The sequence below is a fragment of the Prosthecobacter sp. genome, from assembly GCF_044226605.1.
GTDB lineage: Bacteria > Verrucomicrobiota > Verrucomicrobiia > Verrucomicrobiales > Verrucomicrobiaceae > Prosthecobacter.
The window spans coordinates 15,813-33,485 of sequence record NZ_JBGAGS010000021.1; the positions used below are offsets into that span (position 1 = coordinate 15,813).

Sequence of the window (17,673 nt, forward strand, 5' to 3'; positions counted from 1 at the left end):
GGCGCAAAATTCAAGCGCCCCGGGCGATTCGTATTGCCTCCGAACCATCCCCTCGAGTAAATCTTAATCATGCATGCGCGCTGGCACTCCTGGATGATGTTGCTCATGGGAGCACTTGCCTGCTCACAGCAAGTCGTGGCGCAGGATGCCGCGATTCAGGTCACAGTAAGGATCTGCGAGGTCAAAGAAAGCGACTGGCAGCGTGAGATGGCCGGGCACAACTCCCCCGCCGGCCTGCGCGAGCGCCTTCAGGCTCGCACGCTGGTGGAACTGACGGGCCTCGTGAAAGAAGAAGGCATCACGATGGTGCGCAAAGGCGGGAAGCGTGAGATCGTCACTGAATGGGAATTTGACCGTGCCAAGGATCAGGCCGCGGCCAAAGGCACCCGGATTGAGTTCATCGGCACGGAGGTTGAGTTGCAGCAGGAACCGCCGAAGAATCTTGGGGCGCCACGCATCGGCATCACACTGAAACATGATCTCGCACCGCCCCAATTGCTCACCCTGCCTTACGACAACAAGGCAGTAGGTGCGGAGCGCGGAAAGCACACCGTGACGTCCCCGCGCTATGAACGCCTGCACTGGCAGGGCGAGGTGCTGGTGGGAGTGCATGAACGCATCATCGCCAGCTTCCGGCCTGCGCACGACGCTGACACGCGAATGGTCGTTTTCTTCAAAGGCAGCGCCGGAGGCACCCTTGCGCCCGGCCTGGAAGTGGAGCAGACGATTTATCGTGTGCCGGAGATGTCCATGATCGAGTGGCTGCTGCAAGGCAGGCCTGATGACGCGGCATTGGCTGAACATCTCCAAAAAGAAGTGGTTGCCGGAAAAGCCCGCATCGTTTCCAGCATGGCGTTATCTTTGGCTCCGAATGCGGACAGCGAAATGCAGACCGGTACCGAATGGTGGCTGCCCACGGAGACAGACCAGGTCTTTGACCGGCTCTACATGGTGCCTGTCTCCTTTGAAAGCGCGCTGGAAGGCACCCGTCTGAAAGTCACCGCCACGGGAGGCTTCCAAAGCTTCCATGCGCCGCGTGCTCCTCTGGCGGTCCAGTGGCCCACGTCCTGGCTCCGGGCCAAGGACGAGCATGGAGCCCACAGCAGGGCGCTGCATGGCTGGATGGACTGGTATGACCGCTTTGAGCAGGAAATCGTGGGGGCGACTTTGAAAGACAGCACCGCCCCCCAGCTGGTGGCGATGATGCCCCCTGCGGATCAGGCATGGGGTGCCGAGCGCCAGGGCCGCTGGCTGGATGTCACCATGGCGCAACTTTCCGGCGACGTGCCCAGGCCGGTACCGCACCCTTCCCCGCCTGAAACCGCCGCTGCCGATCCCTTTGGACCGCCTGACAATCCCTTCACAGGCTGGTCAGCGCAGCCACCGACCATGCGCTCGCTGTACCTCGGCATCGCACTGGACAGCAAGACCGCGCACGACCTCCTCGAAGCGCGCAAACCGGAGCAGGATGAAACGCTGCTGCGCGATCTGCTGGCCCGTGTAAAGCGCGGCGAGGCAAGGGTGGTGACCAGCGCGTTTGCAGCCCACCCTTCAGGCGGACAGACACAGTCCAGCGCACGCATCCATGCCTGCCCCACGGAAATGCCCAGCATCCCTTCGGCCTGGCAAACCGAGAGAGTCGGCACCTGGCTGGAGCAGCATGAATACAGCATGGCCCTCACCCAGCATCTCGCCCCACCCGCCCGCACAGAGTGGAAGCTGGCACGCGACCTGCCGGAAGCCGTCATGTGGCAGCCGCGCTTTCGACGGATTTCATGGCTCTCCTCTGCGACCGCCCTTCGCACACCCGGCACCCACCTCCTTTCAGCGGCCGATGTTCCCGCTGTGATGGCCGCCACCGATCTGCCCGCCAATGAAGTCCTGCTTCTGTTCAGCCATCTTGATTCCTCTGCTGCTGCGCCCGATGCCAAGGAACACGACCTTGAGCTGGACGCGCTGATCTTTGAAACTTCCGCAAAAGAGGCTGCGGCATGGGAGGAAGTGAAGAGCGCTGAGTTCGAGAACTTTTCCCGGCAGAAACTCGAAAAAGGCAGCGCCAGGCTGTGTTCTCATGTTTTGTTGCGTGCCAAATCCTCGACATCCGGCAACCTGTCCATCACGGAGGAGCATCAAACAGCCACCGCTTTTGATCCTCCTTCGAGTGACGCACCCTTCCGCATGCGTCCGACGGCCACGGAGCCGCTCCCGGCCGGGTTGCAGGTTGAAGCTTCGCTGACGGACGATCCCGACGGCCAAATTCATCTTTCGATCAAGCTTCAATACTCCACGGCAAAACCCATTGAGCCCGTCCTGGAAGAAACTCTTCGCCTCTCCGCCAGCCAAAACGCGTTGTACCCTGGAGCCAGGCACGAGTTTGAAGAATGGACCCAAGGCATCAGTCTTGAGGTTGGAAAATATCACCGCCTCCTCCCGCCCACCAGCACCAGCAGCGACAAGAGCACCGTTCGCAGCGCCTGGGTACGCGTGCGCAGGGCGAAATGAGGCTTCTCCCCTCCCCCACTTTCCTCTCGCCATCTATGATTCCCCGTTCTATCTCGAACAGTGGAAGACACCGACTACAAAGTTAAACTCGAGATTTTTGAAGGCCCGCTGGACCTGTTGCTTTACCTCATCAAGAAGGAGGAGATCGACATTTACAACGTCTCCCTGGAGCGCATCACGCGGCAGTACCTGGATTACATCGACACCTTCAAGGCGCTCAACATTGAGCTGGCCAGCGAGTTCATCGTCATGGCGGCCAACCTCATGTACATCAAGAGCCGCGAGCTCCTGCCGCAGGCCGTGCAGCCGCCGGAAGAGGATGCGGAGGAGACCGACCCGCGCTGGGAGCTGATCCGCCAGCTGGTGGAGTACAAGAAGTTCAAGGAGGCCGCGCACTTCCTTGGCGCGCAGGAGGTGAAGGGAGACGAGCTCTTCGTCACCACGCCTGAGCTGCCCGATCTCGATGCCCCGGTGGAGAGCGTCGGCCAGGTGGGCATCTTTGACCTCATCCGCGCCTTCCAGCGCATCTTGAAGCGCTTTGAAAACGCCAGCGACTTCCGCGAGATCGTCAATGACCGCTACACCGTGGCGGACAAGATCGAGCACCTGCTGCAGACCGTGCCCGTGGGCAGCCGGATCAAATTTGAAGACCTCTTCACCACCGCCGCCAGCCGCGGCGAGGTGATCGTGACCTTCCTGGCCATGCTGGAGCTGATCAAGCTGAACCACCTCCAGGTGGAGCAGGAGCAGCTGCTCGGGGAGATCGTCGTGGTGCGGCCTGCCGTGTAGAGCAATCGTCTCGATCGCTTCGAAACAAGAGGAACGCCTTTGCTACTTCCGCTTTGCCACCGCAGGGGGCGGCTTGGGAGCTGTGCGGCTGAGTTTTGTCTGCGTGCCCAGGACCCAGAACAAACCGCCGATGCTGCCCAGCAGGACAAGCGCGGCCAGCACGGTCCAGCGGCCGGGGATAAGGGGTTTGCGATTTCGGTGGCGTCGGGCCATCGCCAAATGTGACACGACTTGCTGCACTCTGCCAGTGCGGCTATGCTGGAAGATGCTTCCTTGGTTCGAAAACGACCGCTTCCCCCTCTATCTGGCCCCCATGGCCGGGGTCACGGACGTGATTTTCCGCAGTCTGTGCAAAGAACAGGGCGCGGATGTGATGATGACGGAGTTCGTCAGCGCCGAGGGAATCCTGCAGCGGGACGACCGCACCCGCCACTACACGGACTTTGACGACTCCCAACGCCCGCTCGGCGTGCAGCTCTTTGGCTCCGACGGCGTGCGAATGGGAGAGGCCGCGCGCAAAATCATCGACTGGAAGCAGCCTGACTTCATCGACATCAATTTCGGCTGCCCCGTGAACAAGGTCGTGTCCAAAAACGGCGGCTCATCCCTGCTCAAAGACTGCCCGCTGCTGGCCAGCGTGGCGCGGGAGGTGGCCAAGGCCGTCTCCATCCCCGTCACCGCCAAAATGCGCATCGGCTGGGACGCCAGCCACGTGAACGCCATCGAAGTCGCCCGCATTTTGGAAGACTGCGGCATGCAGGCCATCGCCGTGCATGGCCGCACTCGTGCGCAGGGCTACACCGGCCTCGCCGACTGGGATGTCATCGGCCAGGTGGCGGATGCCGTGAAGGTCCCCGTGATCGGCAATGGCGACATCTCCAGCGGCGTGGACGTGGAAATCCGTCGCGCGCAAACCAATGTGAAGGGCGTCATGATCGGCCGTGCGGCGATGACGAATCCGTGGGTTTTTAAAGAGGCCAAGCACTACCTCGCCACCGGGACACATGCCCCGCATGCCACGGTGGAGGAGCGCTTCAACTTCATGCGCCGGCACTGCCAGATGGCGATCGCACGCAATGCGCACATGGGCGAACTGCCAACCCTGCGCTCCATGCGCAACCGCCTCATGAACTACACCAAGTCAATCCCCGGCGGCAAATGGCTGCGCCAGCGCTTCTCCCAAATCGGCAGCCTGATGGAGCTGGAGGATATCTTTGCCGGGTATCTTGAGCATCAGGCCACGCACGGGCACGAGGTCGCCGTGAACGCCGAAGTGGAAGTGGATGGGGAGTAGCTGAAGCACCGGCGTTTAAAAAAACGCGCACCCGCGATGCGGCGAAAATTTGGAGTGCGGTCGCGCAGATGCAAGGCGCAAGCCTGCATCGAAGCTACCGCTTTCGACCGTCTGATGGTTTTCGTCAGGCAACACATTTGCGAGAGCCTTCTCGCCCACGCGCGATGATGCCTTTCGCAGGCTTGGTGGTGCGAGTGAACCAACCGGCCTGCGGAAAGCGGTAGCTGCGCTCATTCTTCGCTTCGCGACCGCACTCCATATCCTGCTGCGAACGCTCCAAGGCGAATGGAGAGTGCGGCGCGCGAAGCTGCCGCTTTCGAGCGTCTGCTGGTTCTCGTCAGCTGAAAAATCTACCGGAACCTGCACGCGCGGGAGTGCAGATGCCTCTCGCAGGCTTTGTAGTAACGGTGCGCTGACCGGCCCTCGGAAAGCGGTGGCTGCGCTCATTCTTCGCTTCGCGACCGCACTCCAAAACGCTCTCGCGGCAGCGTACGCGTGCCCTACTTCGCAAAAACCTTCTTCAGCCACGCATCCACCACAGGAGTCGCCGGGTAGGTGGGATCTCCCATGCGGCGGTTGATCTCCGCGTGTCCTTGGAGTCCGTGACCTTCGAAGCCTTTCACCTCGGCGGGGGTATCCGCTCTGCGCAAGGCCTCGCCGAGGGCGATGGACTGGGCGGTGCCGTCCACGCGCTGGACATGGAGGATAAGGAAGGCCGGCGCATTCGGCGCGGCGGCCTGCATGGTCGGAGAAAGTTTTTTCTGCCGCTCGGGCTCGGTGCCGAAGGCCTCCAGATAGGTGTCGTGCATGAAGTCGCCGCCTTCCGCGATCTGCTTCGGCACATCATAGGCCGCGCCATCGAGGGGAATGATGCCGCGCACGGCCTTGGGATCCAGTTCAGCCTGCTTGAAGTAGCTCATGTCCGTGCCCACCAGCGCCACCAAGTGCGCCCCGGCGCTGTGCCCCAGGAGCACCACGCGCTTGCCGTCAAAGCCGAGCTGCTCGGCGCGGCGAACCAGGAAGGCGACGGCATGGGCCACGTCGCTGGCCTGATCCTCCACTTTGCAGGAGGGCACGAGGCGGTAGTTGAGCGAGGCAAAGGCGTAGCCCTGCTGGAGGTAGTGCACACTTTTTTCCCCGGCTGCCAGGCCCTTGTCTCCGCGCTTCCAGCCGCCGCCGTGCACGTAGATGACCAGCGGCGAGCCCGGCGTGGTGGGCCGCCAGTAGTCGAGATTCTGCATCGAATCGCTGCCATAGCTGAGCTCCTCCTTGGCTCCCTGCGTTGCACCCGAACCGGACTGCCTGCGGTTGGCAATGAGATCGCGCAGCCTGCTGCCGATCTGGGCAGAGGCCGGGGTGACGCTGAGAAGGGCGAGGAGGAAAAGCAAGGGGCGGATCATGGCGTGCGGGATGGAGTTGGGGGGAGGTGGTCATTGACTGAAATGCAGCACAGGGCGAGTGGTTACACAAAATTTCGGGATTCGTGCCGCGCCTGCGGCATCGTATCCGTTTTTCCCCCATTCCCCAACCGCATGTCTTTATCCAATCCCTGGTTCATGGCCGCCGTCATCGGCGTGCTTGGCGTCTTTCATCTGGAGATCATCTCCACATTTCTGAACCTGGCGCAGTTTCGCCATGCATTGCCGGCGCGGCTGAAGGCGATCTTTTCCGACGAAACGGTTCAGAAAGCAGGCGAGTACGCAGGCAAGTCTGCCCGCCTGGATGTGCTGCGCAGCGCAGTCTCCCTGGCGGCGCTGCTGTGTTTCTGGTGGGGCGGCGGCTTTGACTGGCTGCAGCGCTGGAGCGCCAGCTGGGGCTGGAGCGCGGTGTACACTGGTGTGGGCGTGATCGGCCTGCTGCTGCTGGTGCAGAACCTGATTTCCCTGCCCTTTGATGCCTGGGACACCTTTAAAATCGAGGCCGAGTACGGCTTTAACCGCACCACGGTGGGCACCTTCATCGGCGATCGTTTGAAAGGCCTGGTGCTGACCGCCCTGCTCGGCGGGCCTCTGCTGGGGCTCATCCTGTGGTTCTTCCAAACCCAGGTGCATGCCGTGCTGTACACCTGGCTGACGGTGGCGGGTTTCAGCATTGTCATGGCATGGCTTTCCCCGCGCCTGCTGATGCCGCTGTTTCTCAAATTTCAGCCCCTGGCCGATGGCCCGCTGCGCGAGGCCCTGCTGGCATTGGCGGCACGTCTGAACTTCCCGGTCGTGGATGTCTCCGTGGTGGATGGCTCGCGCCGCTCCAGCAAGGCGAACGCATTTCTCTCCGGCTTTGGCAAAAACAAGCGCATCGCCCTCTTCGACACGCTGATTGAAAAACACTCTCAGGCGGAGCTCGAGGCGATCCTGGCGCATGAAATTGGGCACCACAAATGCCGCCATGTGCCGCAGCAACTCGTTCTGGGGCTGCTGGAAAGCGGGCTGATGTTTTACCTGCTGCACCTGGCCCTGCAGTCATCGGCGTTTTTCCAGGCGTTTGGCGTCACAGGTCAGCCACTGGGGCTTGGGCTGGTGCTTTTCAGCATCATCTATCAGCCAGCGAGCCTGCTGCTGGGAATGCTGGGCAGCGCACTGAGCCGCAGGCATGAATTCCAGGCCGATGCTTTCGCCCGTCAGGCCTGCGGCAGCGAGCCGCTGATGGCCGGGCTGCAGAAGCTCTCGCTCGACCATCTGACCCACCCCAATCCCCATGCGCTGACGGTCTGGCTGCACTACTCGCACCCGCCGATCGGGCAGCGGCTGGCGGCCCTGGAGCCGTAAAGAGTTTATTCACAGTGTTTTTTCGCATCCGTGATAAATGCCTCCCCCCACGGGCGTAGCTTGATTAACCCCTCGACCCTACCTTTTATGAAAAGCCCTTTGCGAGCTTCTCTCCTCTCCCTCGCCGTTACATCCTATGCTTTTGCTGCTGATCCCGCAGCGCCTAACGCCACAGCCTCAGGTGTCGACTTCGTGCGTGATGTGCAGCCGCTTCTGGAAAACAAGTGCCTGGAGTGCCACAACCCCGCCAAGATCAAAGGCAAGCTGCTGATGGATTCCTCCGCCGCGCTGCTCAAAGGCGGCTCCAACGGCCCGGCCCTCGTCGCGGGCAAGCCCGATGAGAGCGAGATGATCAAGCGCATCGTCCTCCCGAAGGATCACGATGACATCATGCCCCCGAAAGGCGGCCCTCTCGCAGCCAATGAGATCGATGTCTTGAAACGCTGGATCGCTGGCGGTGCCCAGTGGCCGCAGAACCTCACCCTGCAGTATAAGACTCCCGAACAACGCAAGGCCCTGGCCGAACTGCAGAAGAAGCTGCCCACGCTGAAGAACCTGCAGATCCTTCCGGATAAGTTCTCCCTGGAAACCAAGCGCGACTTCCACCGCGTGATCGTGCTGGCGACCTTTCAGGACGCCACCACCAAGGACGTCACCAACGTATGCGACCTCAAAATCGCCGACAGCAAGATCGCCTCTCTGGAAGATCTGACGCTGAAGCCCCTGGCTGATGCTGGCAGCACGGAGATCATCGCCTCCATTGGCGGACAGACAGTCAAGGCCCCGGTCGAAGTGAAAAACGGCACCAAGGACCGCGCCATTTCCTTCCGCCTGGACTGCATGCCGGTCTTCATGCGCGGTGGGTGCAATCAGGGTGGCTGCCACGGTGCCGCGCGCGGCAAGGACGGCTTCCGCACTTCCCTCTTTGGCATGGACCCCGCAGGCGACTACATCCGCATCACGCGTGAGATGCCCGGCCGCCGCATCAACCTCGCCATTCCGGAAGAAAGCTCCCTCATTGAGAAAGCCGTGGGCGCGGTGCCGCACTCTGGCAACCAGTGCTTTGAGCCAGATTCCGTTTACAACAAAGCCCTGCTCGAGTGGATCAGCGCCGGCGCTCCGGATGACGCCGCAGATGTGGCCAAGGTCACCGGCATCGAAGTCTTCCCCAGCCAGATCGTCATGGAAGGCAAAAATGCCACCCAGCAGATCACCGTGCGCGCCACTTACTCCGACGGCACCGACCGCGATGTGACGAACCTCGCGCTCTTCATGTCCAACAACGATCCGACGGCCACCATCGACAAGAGCGGCCTGGTAACCTCCGGAGACCGTGGCGCCGCCTTCATGCTGGCCCGTTTCAATGTGTATTCCGTCACCGCCCAGGTGCTCGTCATTCCCGCCCAGCTTCAGTACGAGCGGCCAAAGCTCGCTGAGACGAATTACATCGACACCCTGGTGGACGAAAACCTGCACAAGCTGCGCATCCTGCCCTCCGGCATCTGCACCGACGAAGAATTCGTGCGCCGCGCATTCATCGACATCGCCGGCATCTATCCGGAAGCCAAAGACATCCGCGCCTTCATGGCCGACACGAACGTCAACAAGCGCGCCGCCTTGGTGGACAGCCTGCTGGAGCGCAAAGAATTCACCGAGCTGTGGGTGATGAAGTGGGCCGAGCTGCTGCAGATCCGCTCCGCCATCAACAACAACCAGCCGCCCTTCTACAAGAACGCCCTGCTTTACTACAACTGGCTCTCCGAGCGCATCGGCAAGAACGTGCCGATCAATGAAATCGTGGTGGAACTCCTGGCAGCCACCGGCGGCACCGTTTCCAGCCCCGCGGTGAACTTCTACCAGACCGAAGTGGACCAGCTCAAGCTGACCGAAAACGTGGCCCAGGTGTTCATGGGCATGCGCATCCAGTGCGCCCAGTGTCACAACCATCCCTTCGACCGCTGGACGATGGACGACTACTATGGCTTCAAGGCCTTCTTCTCCCAGATCGGCCGCAAGCAGACCGACGATCCGGCGGAAGTCATCATCTACAACAGCAAGGGCGGTGAATCGCGCCACTTCCTCACCCAGGCCGTGATGAAGCCCAAGTTCCTCGGTGGTGACACCCCTGAGCTGAAGCCCGGCGAAGACCGCCGCAAAGTGCTGGCCGAATGGATGGCCTCTCCGCGCAATCCCTTCTTTGCACGCAACATCGCCAACATCATCTGGTCGCACTTCAACGGTGTCGGCGTGGTGGAACCCGTCGATGACGTGCGCGTTTCCAATCCTCCGTCCAATCCCGAGCTGATCGCCTCGCTGGCCGAGCACCTGACCAACTACAAATACGACATGCGCAAGTTTGTGCGGGACATCTGCACCTCACAGACCTATCAGCGCAGCACGAAGGTGAACGAGACCAACGCCGGCGACAAACGCAACTTCTCCCACGCCCAGGTCCGCCGTGTGCGCGCCGAAGTGCTGCTGGACGCCATCTCCCAGATCACCGACACGCCGAACAAATTCCAGGGCCTGCCTCTGGGCGCCCGTGCCGTGCAGATCGCCGACGGTGCTGTGTCGAACTACTTCCTCACCACCTTTGGCCGTGCCAAGCGTGAGTCCGTCTGCTCCTGCGAAGTGAAGATGGAACCCACCCTTTCCCAGGCGCTGCACCTCATGAACGGCGACGCCGTGAACGACCGCATCAAGCAGGGACGCGTGGTGGCCAAGATGATTCAGGAAAAGAAGAACGACCGCGAAATCGTGGAAGACCTCTTCCTCCGTGTCTTCGGCCGCATGCCTCTGGAGAAAGAATGGGCAAACGTGCAGCAGGCCATCGCCGATGATCCCGCCGCGCGGCAGAGCGTGCTGGAAGACCTCTTCTGGGCGCTGCTGAACTCCAAGGAGTTCTACTTCAACCATTGATCCTGACGATCCTTTGAATCACTCCAGCGGGCGGTTGAGCTAAAACTCACCGCCCGCTTTTTCGTACGGGTCACAGGCTCCTAGGTGTGTGGGGGAAACTCCGCGCCCTCCCCGCGTGGAGCGTTCATCGGATCGCCGATCGCATACCCTGCAGGATATTGAGGGAACAGGATGGCCCCCTCCTGTCAGAGATTTCGTCATGCGCAGGCCGTGGAGGAGGGGATCATCTTGATCCCCCACGGCTGCGTGATCGCTCAATGCCGTGCGTCTTGCACCCCGCCTTACTTTACCCCACGGGCAAACTTCTGCAGAGGCTTGGCAAAGACCAGGAGAAGCAGCCCTGAGATGGCGGAGATCCAGACCACGCGGGTGAAGATGACCGGCATGGCCGTCATCGCATCGCCAGAAACCTCTCCGGCGATGATGCCCGAGAGCACATCGCCCAGGCTCGTCCCTAGAAACCAAATGCCCATCATCTGTCCTGTGTAGCGATGCGGTGAGAGCTTGGTGACCGCACTCAGACCCACCGGACTCAGGCAGAGTTCGCCAAGAGTGTGGCACAGGTAAATGCCCAGCAGCCACAAGGGCCAGACCTTGCCGACATCCAGCGCACGATGAGCAGCAATGACCGCAAGGCCGAACCCCAGTGCCAGCAGCAGCATGGCAATGCCCATTTTCGTCGTCATCGAGAGGCTGATGCCGCGCCTGTCCAGAGCCTGCCAGAGAACCGCCACCACTGGCGAAAACAGGATCACAAACAGCGGATTGACAGATTGAAACCAGGCCGTGGGAACCACCCACGAGCCGATCTCGCGAACCGTGTGCTCTTCGGCAAACACATTGAAGGAGGAACCCATCTGCTCAAACCCGGCCCAGAACAAGGCGCAGACTCCAAACAGCATGATGATGAGCCCGACCCGCGCCCGCTCGTCACCATCCAGCCCCCCAAACAGCAGCAACCAGGCAAAAAACAAAGCCGCCACCACCGAGATGACCATGGTCACCGCGTGGGCCAGCCACACCGGGTCAAGCGTGATGGCGCCTGACACACACAGGATCACCACCGTCGCCAGACCTATCAGCGCCAGGCCGAAGATTGCCCATTCACGTTTCAAGTTCTGCCCCGGGTGCGCAATCCGGTCTCCCACTCCCTCGAGTGCTTTGCGGGTAAGCTGCCATTGTACCAGCCCGAGAAACATCCCCGCGGTCGCGGAGCCAAAAGCCCAGCTCCACCCCAGCCCTTCCCTTTGCTGAAGCCAGCCGCTGATCAGAGGCCCCACGAATGCCCCCAGGTTGATCCCCATGTAAAAGATCGTGAATCCTGCATCCCTGCGCTGGCCGCCCTCGGGATAAATCAGGCCGACAAGCGCGCTCATGTTGGATTTCAACAATCCTGAGCCGAGTGCGATGATCAGCAGGCCGAGAAAAAAGGTCGTCCTCCCATGCATGGCGAGAATGAGATGTCCCAGTGCAATGGCGACACCTCCCCACCACACAGCGCGTTTGGTTCCCAGCAATCGATCCCCCACCCAGCCACCGGGAAACGCCGAGGCATACACCGTGGCGAGGTAGAGTCCGAATATGGCCATGGCCTGCTTTTTTTCCAAACCAATCCCGCCACTCGCCATCGTCATGAAGGGCACCATCAGGGCACGCATGCCGTAGTAGCTCCACCGTTCCCACATCTCGGTGAAGAACAAGGTTCGAAGACCGCGAGGATGTCCGGAGGGTTCTGAAGTCATGGGCGTGAAAAAGTCCGCCATCCAAGACGACAAACCCAAAAAACGCCAGCTTTTACTCAGTTCGTGCTGACCAGCTTCGCCCGGAACTTCACCATCGCGCTTTGGATCAGCGGATCGTTGTAGAAATCATCCGGCGGAGTGGGAGCACCTGCGCTTGCGCTTGCAGTCGGAGGGGCGGCGGGGGCTGCTTTGGCTGGCTCCGGCTGGGGCGCAGCCTTGGCTTCCACCTTGGGCGCCTCAGCGGGTTTGGGTGCAGGCGCAGGAGCAGCGGCGGGCGGGGGTTCATTCAGAAGACCCAGATCAATGTCCGCAAAGGCCGGGGCTTTGAGGTTGGGATCCAGCACGAACTCGAACTTCATCCCCTGCCCTGTCAGTTCCTGCGCCAGCCCTTCCAGGAAATTGATCTGCGCAGGGCGCATGAGGCTGTCACGGGCAAAGCTTTCGCTCGGCGGGAAGCCCACTTTGATCGTATTGCGGGCGATGCCGAGGAGGGTTGCCGATTGCAGCCACGAGACGGCCAGAGGCCGGCGCGTCTGCACCAAGCCCACAAGCTTGGACCAGAAAACATCCTCGCTAAACAGCTCCCCAGGTTCATCCACTGGAGAAGGCACTTTCACTTGCGCTGCGGCCACAGGCTGCGGGGCGGGCGCTTTTTCCACGGCTGGCTCGGGCGCTCTCGCGACGGGCCTGGCCTCAGGCTCCGCTGCTTTGACTGGCGGCGGCGGCTCAGGCTCCGCTGTTTTCACCACTGCGGCAGGTGCCGAGACGGGCGGACTCTCACGCAAAACAGGCTGAGGCTGAGATGGTGCCGGAGCAGTCGCTGCTCTCACCGGCTCTGTCACAACGCGACGCGGCGGAGCGGCGGCGGCACGCGGTGCCGTCTTTGCCAGGCCCTCGCTGCTGCCGGAATCCAGCGCTTCAATCACATCGCTGATGGAAACCTCGTTCAGGCTCTGCACGGCGGCGATCACACCCAGCTCAAAGTGCAGCCGCTTGTTGCTGGCCCAGCGCATGCGGGCATCCACATCCGCAAGACCGTCCACCACGCGGAGAAGCTGCTCCGTGGTGGCCATCTGCGCCTGGGCCACGACTTCCTCGGCCACTTCCGGGCTTAGATCTTCCGCCGCTGCCTCAGGGTCTGCCTGCTGCACCAGCAGGGTGCGGAAATGCTGGATCAGGTCCGCCAGGAAGCGCCCGAGTTCCTTGCCTGCCTCGTTTTGCTCATACACGGCCCGCAGAGCGCTCACGGTGTCGCTTTCCAGGATGTGCCGTGCCAGTGCCGCCACGGACTCGCCGGAGGTGAAGCCAAAGACATCCAGCACATCCTGCTCGGTGATCTTTTCGCCGCAGAAGGCCACGAGCTGGTCCAGCATGGACTGCGCATCGCGCATGCCGCCTTCAGCGCCTTTGCCGATGGCGTAGGCCGCCTTCTCATCGAGATTCACCCCCTCAAGCTCCGCGATATGCAGCAGGTGCTTGGCGATGACCGCGTTCGGAATGCGGCGCAGGTCAAAGCGCTGGCAGCGGCTGATGATGGTGGGCAGGATCTTGTTGGCCTCCGTGGTGGCAAAGATGAACTTCACGTGCTCCGGCGGCTCCTCCAGCGTCTTCAGGAGCGCATTGAAGGCCCCGGTGGTGAGCATGTGCACCTCGTCAATATAGTAGATCTTGTAGCGGCAGCGGGTGGGGGCGTATTTGACGTTGTCCCGCAGCTCGCGCACCTGCTCCACGCCGTTGTTGCTGGCGCCGTCGATCTCCAGCACGTCCATGCAGCGGCCTTCGGCGATTTCCAGGCTCAGCTCATCTTCAGGGTCAAAATCGATCGTCGGCCCGTTCTTGGCACACAGCGCCTTGGCAAAGATGCGCGCAGTGGAGGTCTTGCCCGTGCCACGTGGCCCTACAAACAGATACGCATGCGCCAGCCGCTGCTGGGCGATGGCATTGCGCAGCGTGCGGACGACATGATCCTGGCCGAGCACGTCTGCGAAGGTCTTGGGGCGGTATTTACGGGCGAAAACTTGGTAACTCACCCGCTCAGACTATCGAAGCAGATGGGGGAAGCCAATGGAAGTTTGTGGTTTGCGAAATGAAAAAATCAAAGATTCAACAAGTCGCGCAAAGCCGTTTTCACAGCTTCCATCTGATCCTTTGTGAGAGTCCCGAGGCGCCGGGTGAGTTTGCCCTCATCAAAGCTGGCCAGTCCCTGCACGTTGACTGCTGACTCTTTTGGCAGCCATCGCGGCTTGCCCAGATAGACTTCGCCACGCTGAGCGCGAATCTGTGAAGTAAGCGGTGCCACAAGGACGAGGGCACGTGCATTTCGCGGCTCGTCGGGAGCAAGCACCAGTACCGGGCGGCTTTTTTCCACCATCCCCAGTTCGGCAAACCAAACCTCTCCAGGTGATGGCTCAATATGCGCCATAAGACTTGGTCCACTCGTCCGCCTGCTCATCTGCATTTAGCAGCGGCTTTGGCTGCAAGGACACGGCAAAGGGCAGCGCCTTATGAATCTCGATCTGGGCAAGCATGAGATTGAACGCATCCCCAGCACTCAATCCCAGCTTCTGCAATACCGCATTCGCTTTCTTGAACCGGGCATTTGGGACAGTCGTTTTGAAAGTGGTCGTCGCCTGAGGCATAGGGATAGCATGCCCTGCTAAATGCCAGCGGTCAACGTTCCGATTAAGGCGCCCCAACTTTAGAGTTTGAACATTGAACTTCAGCCCTTGAGCGGCGTATATATGTCTGCTCTGACACCTTGAGGGCGCAGCCTGACCGCGTAGCGATCTTGACCTTCGCCCCATTCCCGTCCCATGATTTTCTCCCTCACCTCCCGCATCCTCCGCACCGTCGATCCCCTCTGCCTGGCCAAGATCGGCTGGAACTTCGGCTTCAAGGGCGCGCGGTCCGTCATGCTGCACAAACAGCGCATGAAGCAGGGCCAGTTTTTTCCGCCATTCTTTTACATCTCCATCCTCAATTCCTGCAACCTCCGCTGCCAGGGCTGCTGGGTGGACGTGGACAAGCCGCGTGAATCCCTGAATCTCGATGAACTGAACAAGATCGTGCACGACAGCAAGCGGCGCGGCAATTCCTTCTTTGGAATCCTTGGTGGTGAGCCCTTCATGCACCCCGAGCTCTTCGACTTCCTCTCAATGCACCCGGATGCCTTCTTCCAGGTCTTCACCAACGGTCAGATGATCACTGCCAAGGCCGCCGAGAACATGCGCAAGCTGGGAAACATCACCCCGCTGGTCAGCATCGAAGGCACCGAGATCGTCAGCAACGAACGCCGCGGCAACAAGGACGTGCTCACCCGCACCCTGCGCGGTCTGCAAAACTGTCTCGATGCCAAGGTGCTCACCGGAGTGGCCACCAGCCTGTGCAAGACGAACATCGACGATCTTCTCACCGAGCGCTGGCTGCGACGTCTCATCGACATGGGCGTGCATTATGCTTGGTACCACACCTACCGCCCCGTCGGCCCCAAGATCAGCCCCGAACTGGCCCTCACACCCGAGCAGATCACCCAGGTGCGCAAATTCGTCGTCAACATGCGCGCCAAGATGCCCATCGCCATTGTGGATGCGTACTACGACCATAACGGCCAGGCGCTCTGCCCGATGGCGAATGGCATCAGCCACCACATCAGCCCCACCGGCGCCATCGAGCCCTGCCCCATCATTCAGTTCGCCAAAGAAAGCGTCCGCACCGAGCGCGATCTCTACGACGTCTTCACCGGCTCCGAATTTCTGCGCGATTTCCGCACCATCGCCTCCCAAAACACCCGCGGCTGCATCGTCCTCGAGCGCCCCGATCTGGTGAAAGCTGTGGTGAATAAGCACACCGCCAAAGACTCCACCATCCGCCAGACCGCCATGGCCGAAATCGAAAGCATGACCCCACGCACCAGCCAGTGGCGCGAGGGTGAAGAAATCCCCGAAAAGCATTGGATGTACTGGCTGGCGAAGAAGTTTTTCTTCAATGACTTCGGGGTGTACAAGGGGCTGAAGAGGAGTTAAGGTTGACTACGTGGTTTGCCGTCAGATGATCGGCACCAGTGTTTCCCAGCCCTCGGTCATACATTGACGCTTAATTGACCTTACAATATGCTCCATCGATGAAGGATTTTGCCCGAATCTTTGTTCCCGTTTCGCTGATAATTATTGTTTTATGGTTCGCGTGGTGGGGCTACGCGAATTACAATTTTGCCGACCAGACCGCCCGTGGTCAATTGGGAGACCTATTCGGCGGAGTAAATGCCATATTTTCCGGCCTTGCTCTCGCCGGCGTAGTAACTGCGGTGATTTTGCAAAGTCGAGAACTAGAGTTACAGCGAAAGGAAATGGAAAAAAGTAGGGAACAGCTTGTTCTAACAAGGGATGAAATGAGTCTTCAGCGGGAACAACTGGCCCTCCAGAGAGAAGAACTTCAACTCAGCAGAGAAGAATTTAAGCGAATGGCCGCCGCCAACGAAGAATCAGCAAAAGCCCACACTAAGCAGCTAAAACTGCAAGCTTTCGGATCGACCATTATTGGATTTAGTAGCATGTTGGCTTCCGCAAATTCACAGGCTCTTGTCAAAGCAACTTACAAGGGTTCCGTCGGCCATCCAGACATGGATAAAATACGGCACCAAGAAGATATGCTTCAGAAAGCTCTGGAAGCACTTTCAAGTGAGCTCACTATGTAACCTCGCGCACGTTATTCTCTTGAGTCGCGATCTTTAGCTTGAACAGCGGTGGATTAACCTCCACGCAAGATCTTCGGCTCGATCTTCAGACACCGCAGGTGGCCACCTTGCAGCCAGCCTTCCTCATTGCGCAGGATCACCCGCAGCGTTTTGGGCGGAGTGGAACCGCTGATGTAGGTGTCGGCTTTGAGGAGGGTGATGGACAGTGTGCCGTCGGAGTGGAGGAGGAAGGTCTGGGGCTTGTCGCTGTCAAACCAGCCATCTTCAGTGAAGGCGATGAGTTTGTCGGCTTCACGCTGGCTTTTGCAAACCCGGGCCTCGGGGGTGGCGGGCTTGAGGACAAGAGTGATCTTCTCCCCCTGCTCGCTGACGCTGGAAGTCCAGGCGCTGCTGGTCTGTTCGGCACGGGCGCGCTCGGCGTCGAGGAGCTTGTGCCATTTCGAATTCAGCTCGGCGGTGGCTGCGACCGGCAGCGTCAGGCTGAGGTCCATGGAGGCAGGGTGGCAGGAGTTGCCGCAGCACATCCACGAGGCGCTGCCCGAAAGGGTGACGGAGCCGCCTTCTTTCAAGTTCGCAGGTGGAGTGATCTCGGTGCGCAGCATCACATCTCGATCAAAACCCTGCGCCTTGATTTGGAACATGAACGTGCGCTCCGGCTCCGGGTAGATGAGTTCGCTGGCTTTCCAGCCGGGTGGAAGGCGCCACTTCATCTGCGTGGGCACCCCGACGATGCCGGGAAAGCGCCAGTAGGTGTGCCAGCCGCGGTCGTGCTGCAGCCAGAGACCCACGGTGAAAGGCTTGCCGGGGACGATGGCGGACTGCTCGGAGACGAGCTGGAGCTTGAGGCCTGTCTGTGAGAAAGCCGAGGGCAGACCGATGAAAAGTGAGACAAGGACACAAAGCAACAGCGCGCTCCGGCGGTGGCTCAGAGCGTGCATCTTTGTCAGAGGGCATCTTGAAGAAGGCATG

General features: G+C 60.5%; 14 protein-coding genes. 7 read left to right on the forward strand and 7 right to left on the reverse strand.

The window, feature by feature from the left end; all coding sequences use genetic code 11:
- Positions 1–69 precede the first annotated feature (69 nt).
- Both ACILSO_RS24890 and ACILSO_RS24895 read left to right on the forward strand, forming a co-directional pair.
- Complete coding sequence (locus ACILSO_RS24890; protein WP_395740186.1) at positions 70–2,502, forward strand: hypothetical protein; 2,433 nt, start codon at positions 70–72, stop codon at positions 2,500–2,502.
- A gap of 60 nt (positions 2,503–2,562) precedes the next feature.
- Positions 2,563–3,291, forward strand: a complete 729-nt coding sequence (locus ACILSO_RS24895; RefSeq protein WP_395740187.1) for a segregation and condensation protein A — start codon at positions 2,563–2,565, stop codon at positions 3,289–3,291.
- Positions 3,292–3,333: 42 nt separating this feature from the next.
- Here ACILSO_RS24895 and ACILSO_RS24900 read toward each other — a convergent pair whose 3' ends face one another.
- Positions 3,334–3,504 (reverse strand): hypothetical protein, encoded by a 171-nt coding sequence (locus tag ACILSO_RS24900; protein WP_395740188.1) that lies wholly within the window; start codon positions 3,502–3,504, stop codon positions 3,334–3,336.
- A gap of 52 nt (positions 3,505–3,556) precedes the next feature.
- Between ACILSO_RS24900 and dusB the strand changes: the two genes are divergently transcribed.
- Positions 3,557–4,585, forward strand: coding sequence for a tRNA dihydrouridine synthase DusB (gene dusB, locus ACILSO_RS24905; RefSeq protein WP_395740189.1), 1,029 nt, complete (start codon positions 3,557–3,559; stop codon positions 4,583–4,585).
- A 500-nt stretch (positions 4,586–5,085) separates the two neighbouring features.
- Here dusB and ACILSO_RS24910 read toward each other — a convergent pair whose 3' ends face one another.
- Complete coding sequence (locus ACILSO_RS24910; RefSeq protein WP_395740190.1) at positions 5,086–5,985, reverse strand: alpha/beta hydrolase; 900 nt, start codon at positions 5,983–5,985, stop codon at positions 5,086–5,088.
- 132 nt (positions 5,986–6,117) lie between these two features.
- Here ACILSO_RS24910 and ACILSO_RS24915 point away from each other — a divergent pair, with 132 nt between their 5' ends.
- Both ACILSO_RS24915 and ACILSO_RS24920 read left to right on the forward strand, forming a co-directional pair.
- Positions 6,118–7,350, forward strand: a complete 1,233-nt coding sequence (locus ACILSO_RS24915) for a M48 family metallopeptidase (RefSeq protein ID WP_395740191.1) — start codon at positions 6,118–6,120, stop codon at positions 7,348–7,350.
- Positions 7,351–7,437: 87 nt separating this feature from the next.
- Complete coding sequence (locus ACILSO_RS24920; RefSeq protein WP_395740192.1) at positions 7,438–10,269, forward strand: DUF1549 domain-containing protein; 2,832 nt, start codon at positions 7,438–7,440, stop codon at positions 10,267–10,269.
- A 281-nt stretch (positions 10,270–10,550) separates the two neighbouring features.
- Here ACILSO_RS24920 and ACILSO_RS24925 read toward each other — a convergent pair whose 3' ends face one another.
- The 4 genes from ACILSO_RS24925 to ACILSO_RS24940 all read right to left on the reverse strand — a co-directional run bounded on the left by ACILSO_RS24925 (position 10,551) and on the right by ACILSO_RS24940 (position 14,650).
- Positions 10,551–12,011 (reverse strand): peptide MFS transporter, encoded by a 1,461-nt coding sequence (locus tag ACILSO_RS24925; protein ID WP_395740193.1) that lies wholly within the window; start codon positions 12,009–12,011, stop codon positions 10,551–10,553.
- A gap of 56 nt (positions 12,012–12,067) precedes the next feature.
- On the reverse strand, positions 12,068–14,041 hold the full coding sequence (gene dnaX, locus ACILSO_RS24930; RefSeq protein WP_395740194.1) for a DNA polymerase III subunit gamma/tau: 1,974 nt from the start codon (positions 14,039–14,041) through the stop codon (positions 12,068–12,070).
- A 65-nt stretch (positions 14,042–14,106) separates the two neighbouring features.
- Entirely contained in the window at positions 14,107–14,469 is a 363-nt protein-coding gene (locus tag ACILSO_RS24935; RefSeq protein WP_395740195.1) for a type II toxin-antitoxin system PemK/MazF family toxin, read from the reverse strand.
- The gene (locus tag ACILSO_RS24940; RefSeq protein WP_395740196.1) at positions 14,420–14,650 is read right to left on the reverse strand and encodes a type II toxin-antitoxin system RelB/DinJ family antitoxin; all 231 of its coding nucleotides are present in this window, start codon (positions 14,648–14,650) and stop codon (positions 14,420–14,422) included. The genes ACILSO_RS24935 and ACILSO_RS24940 overlap by 50 nt, the downstream gene beginning before the upstream one ends.
- A gap of 174 nt (positions 14,651–14,824) precedes the next feature.
- Here ACILSO_RS24940 and ACILSO_RS24945 point away from each other — a divergent pair, with 174 nt between their 5' ends.
- Together ACILSO_RS24945 and ACILSO_RS24950 are read left to right on the forward strand one after the other, a co-directional pair.
- Positions 14,825–16,033: a radical SAM/SPASM domain-containing protein gene (locus ACILSO_RS24945; protein WP_395740197.1), complete on the forward strand. Its 1,209-nt coding sequence runs from the start codon at positions 14,825–14,827 to the stop codon at positions 16,031–16,033.
- A 98-nt stretch (positions 16,034–16,131) separates the two neighbouring features.
- Positions 16,132–16,704, forward strand: coding sequence for a hypothetical protein (locus ACILSO_RS24950; RefSeq protein ID WP_395740198.1), 573 nt, complete (start codon positions 16,132–16,134; stop codon positions 16,702–16,704).
- Positions 16,705–16,757: 53 nt separating this feature from the next.
- On the opposite strand, the gene ACILSO_RS24955 is transcribed toward ACILSO_RS24950, so the two are convergent.
- The gene (locus ACILSO_RS24955; protein ID WP_395740199.1) at positions 16,758–17,672 is read right to left on the reverse strand and encodes a protein-disulfide reductase DsbD domain-containing protein; all 915 of its coding nucleotides are present in this window, start codon (positions 17,670–17,672) and stop codon (positions 16,758–16,760) included.
- Position 17,673 lies beyond the last annotated feature (1 nt).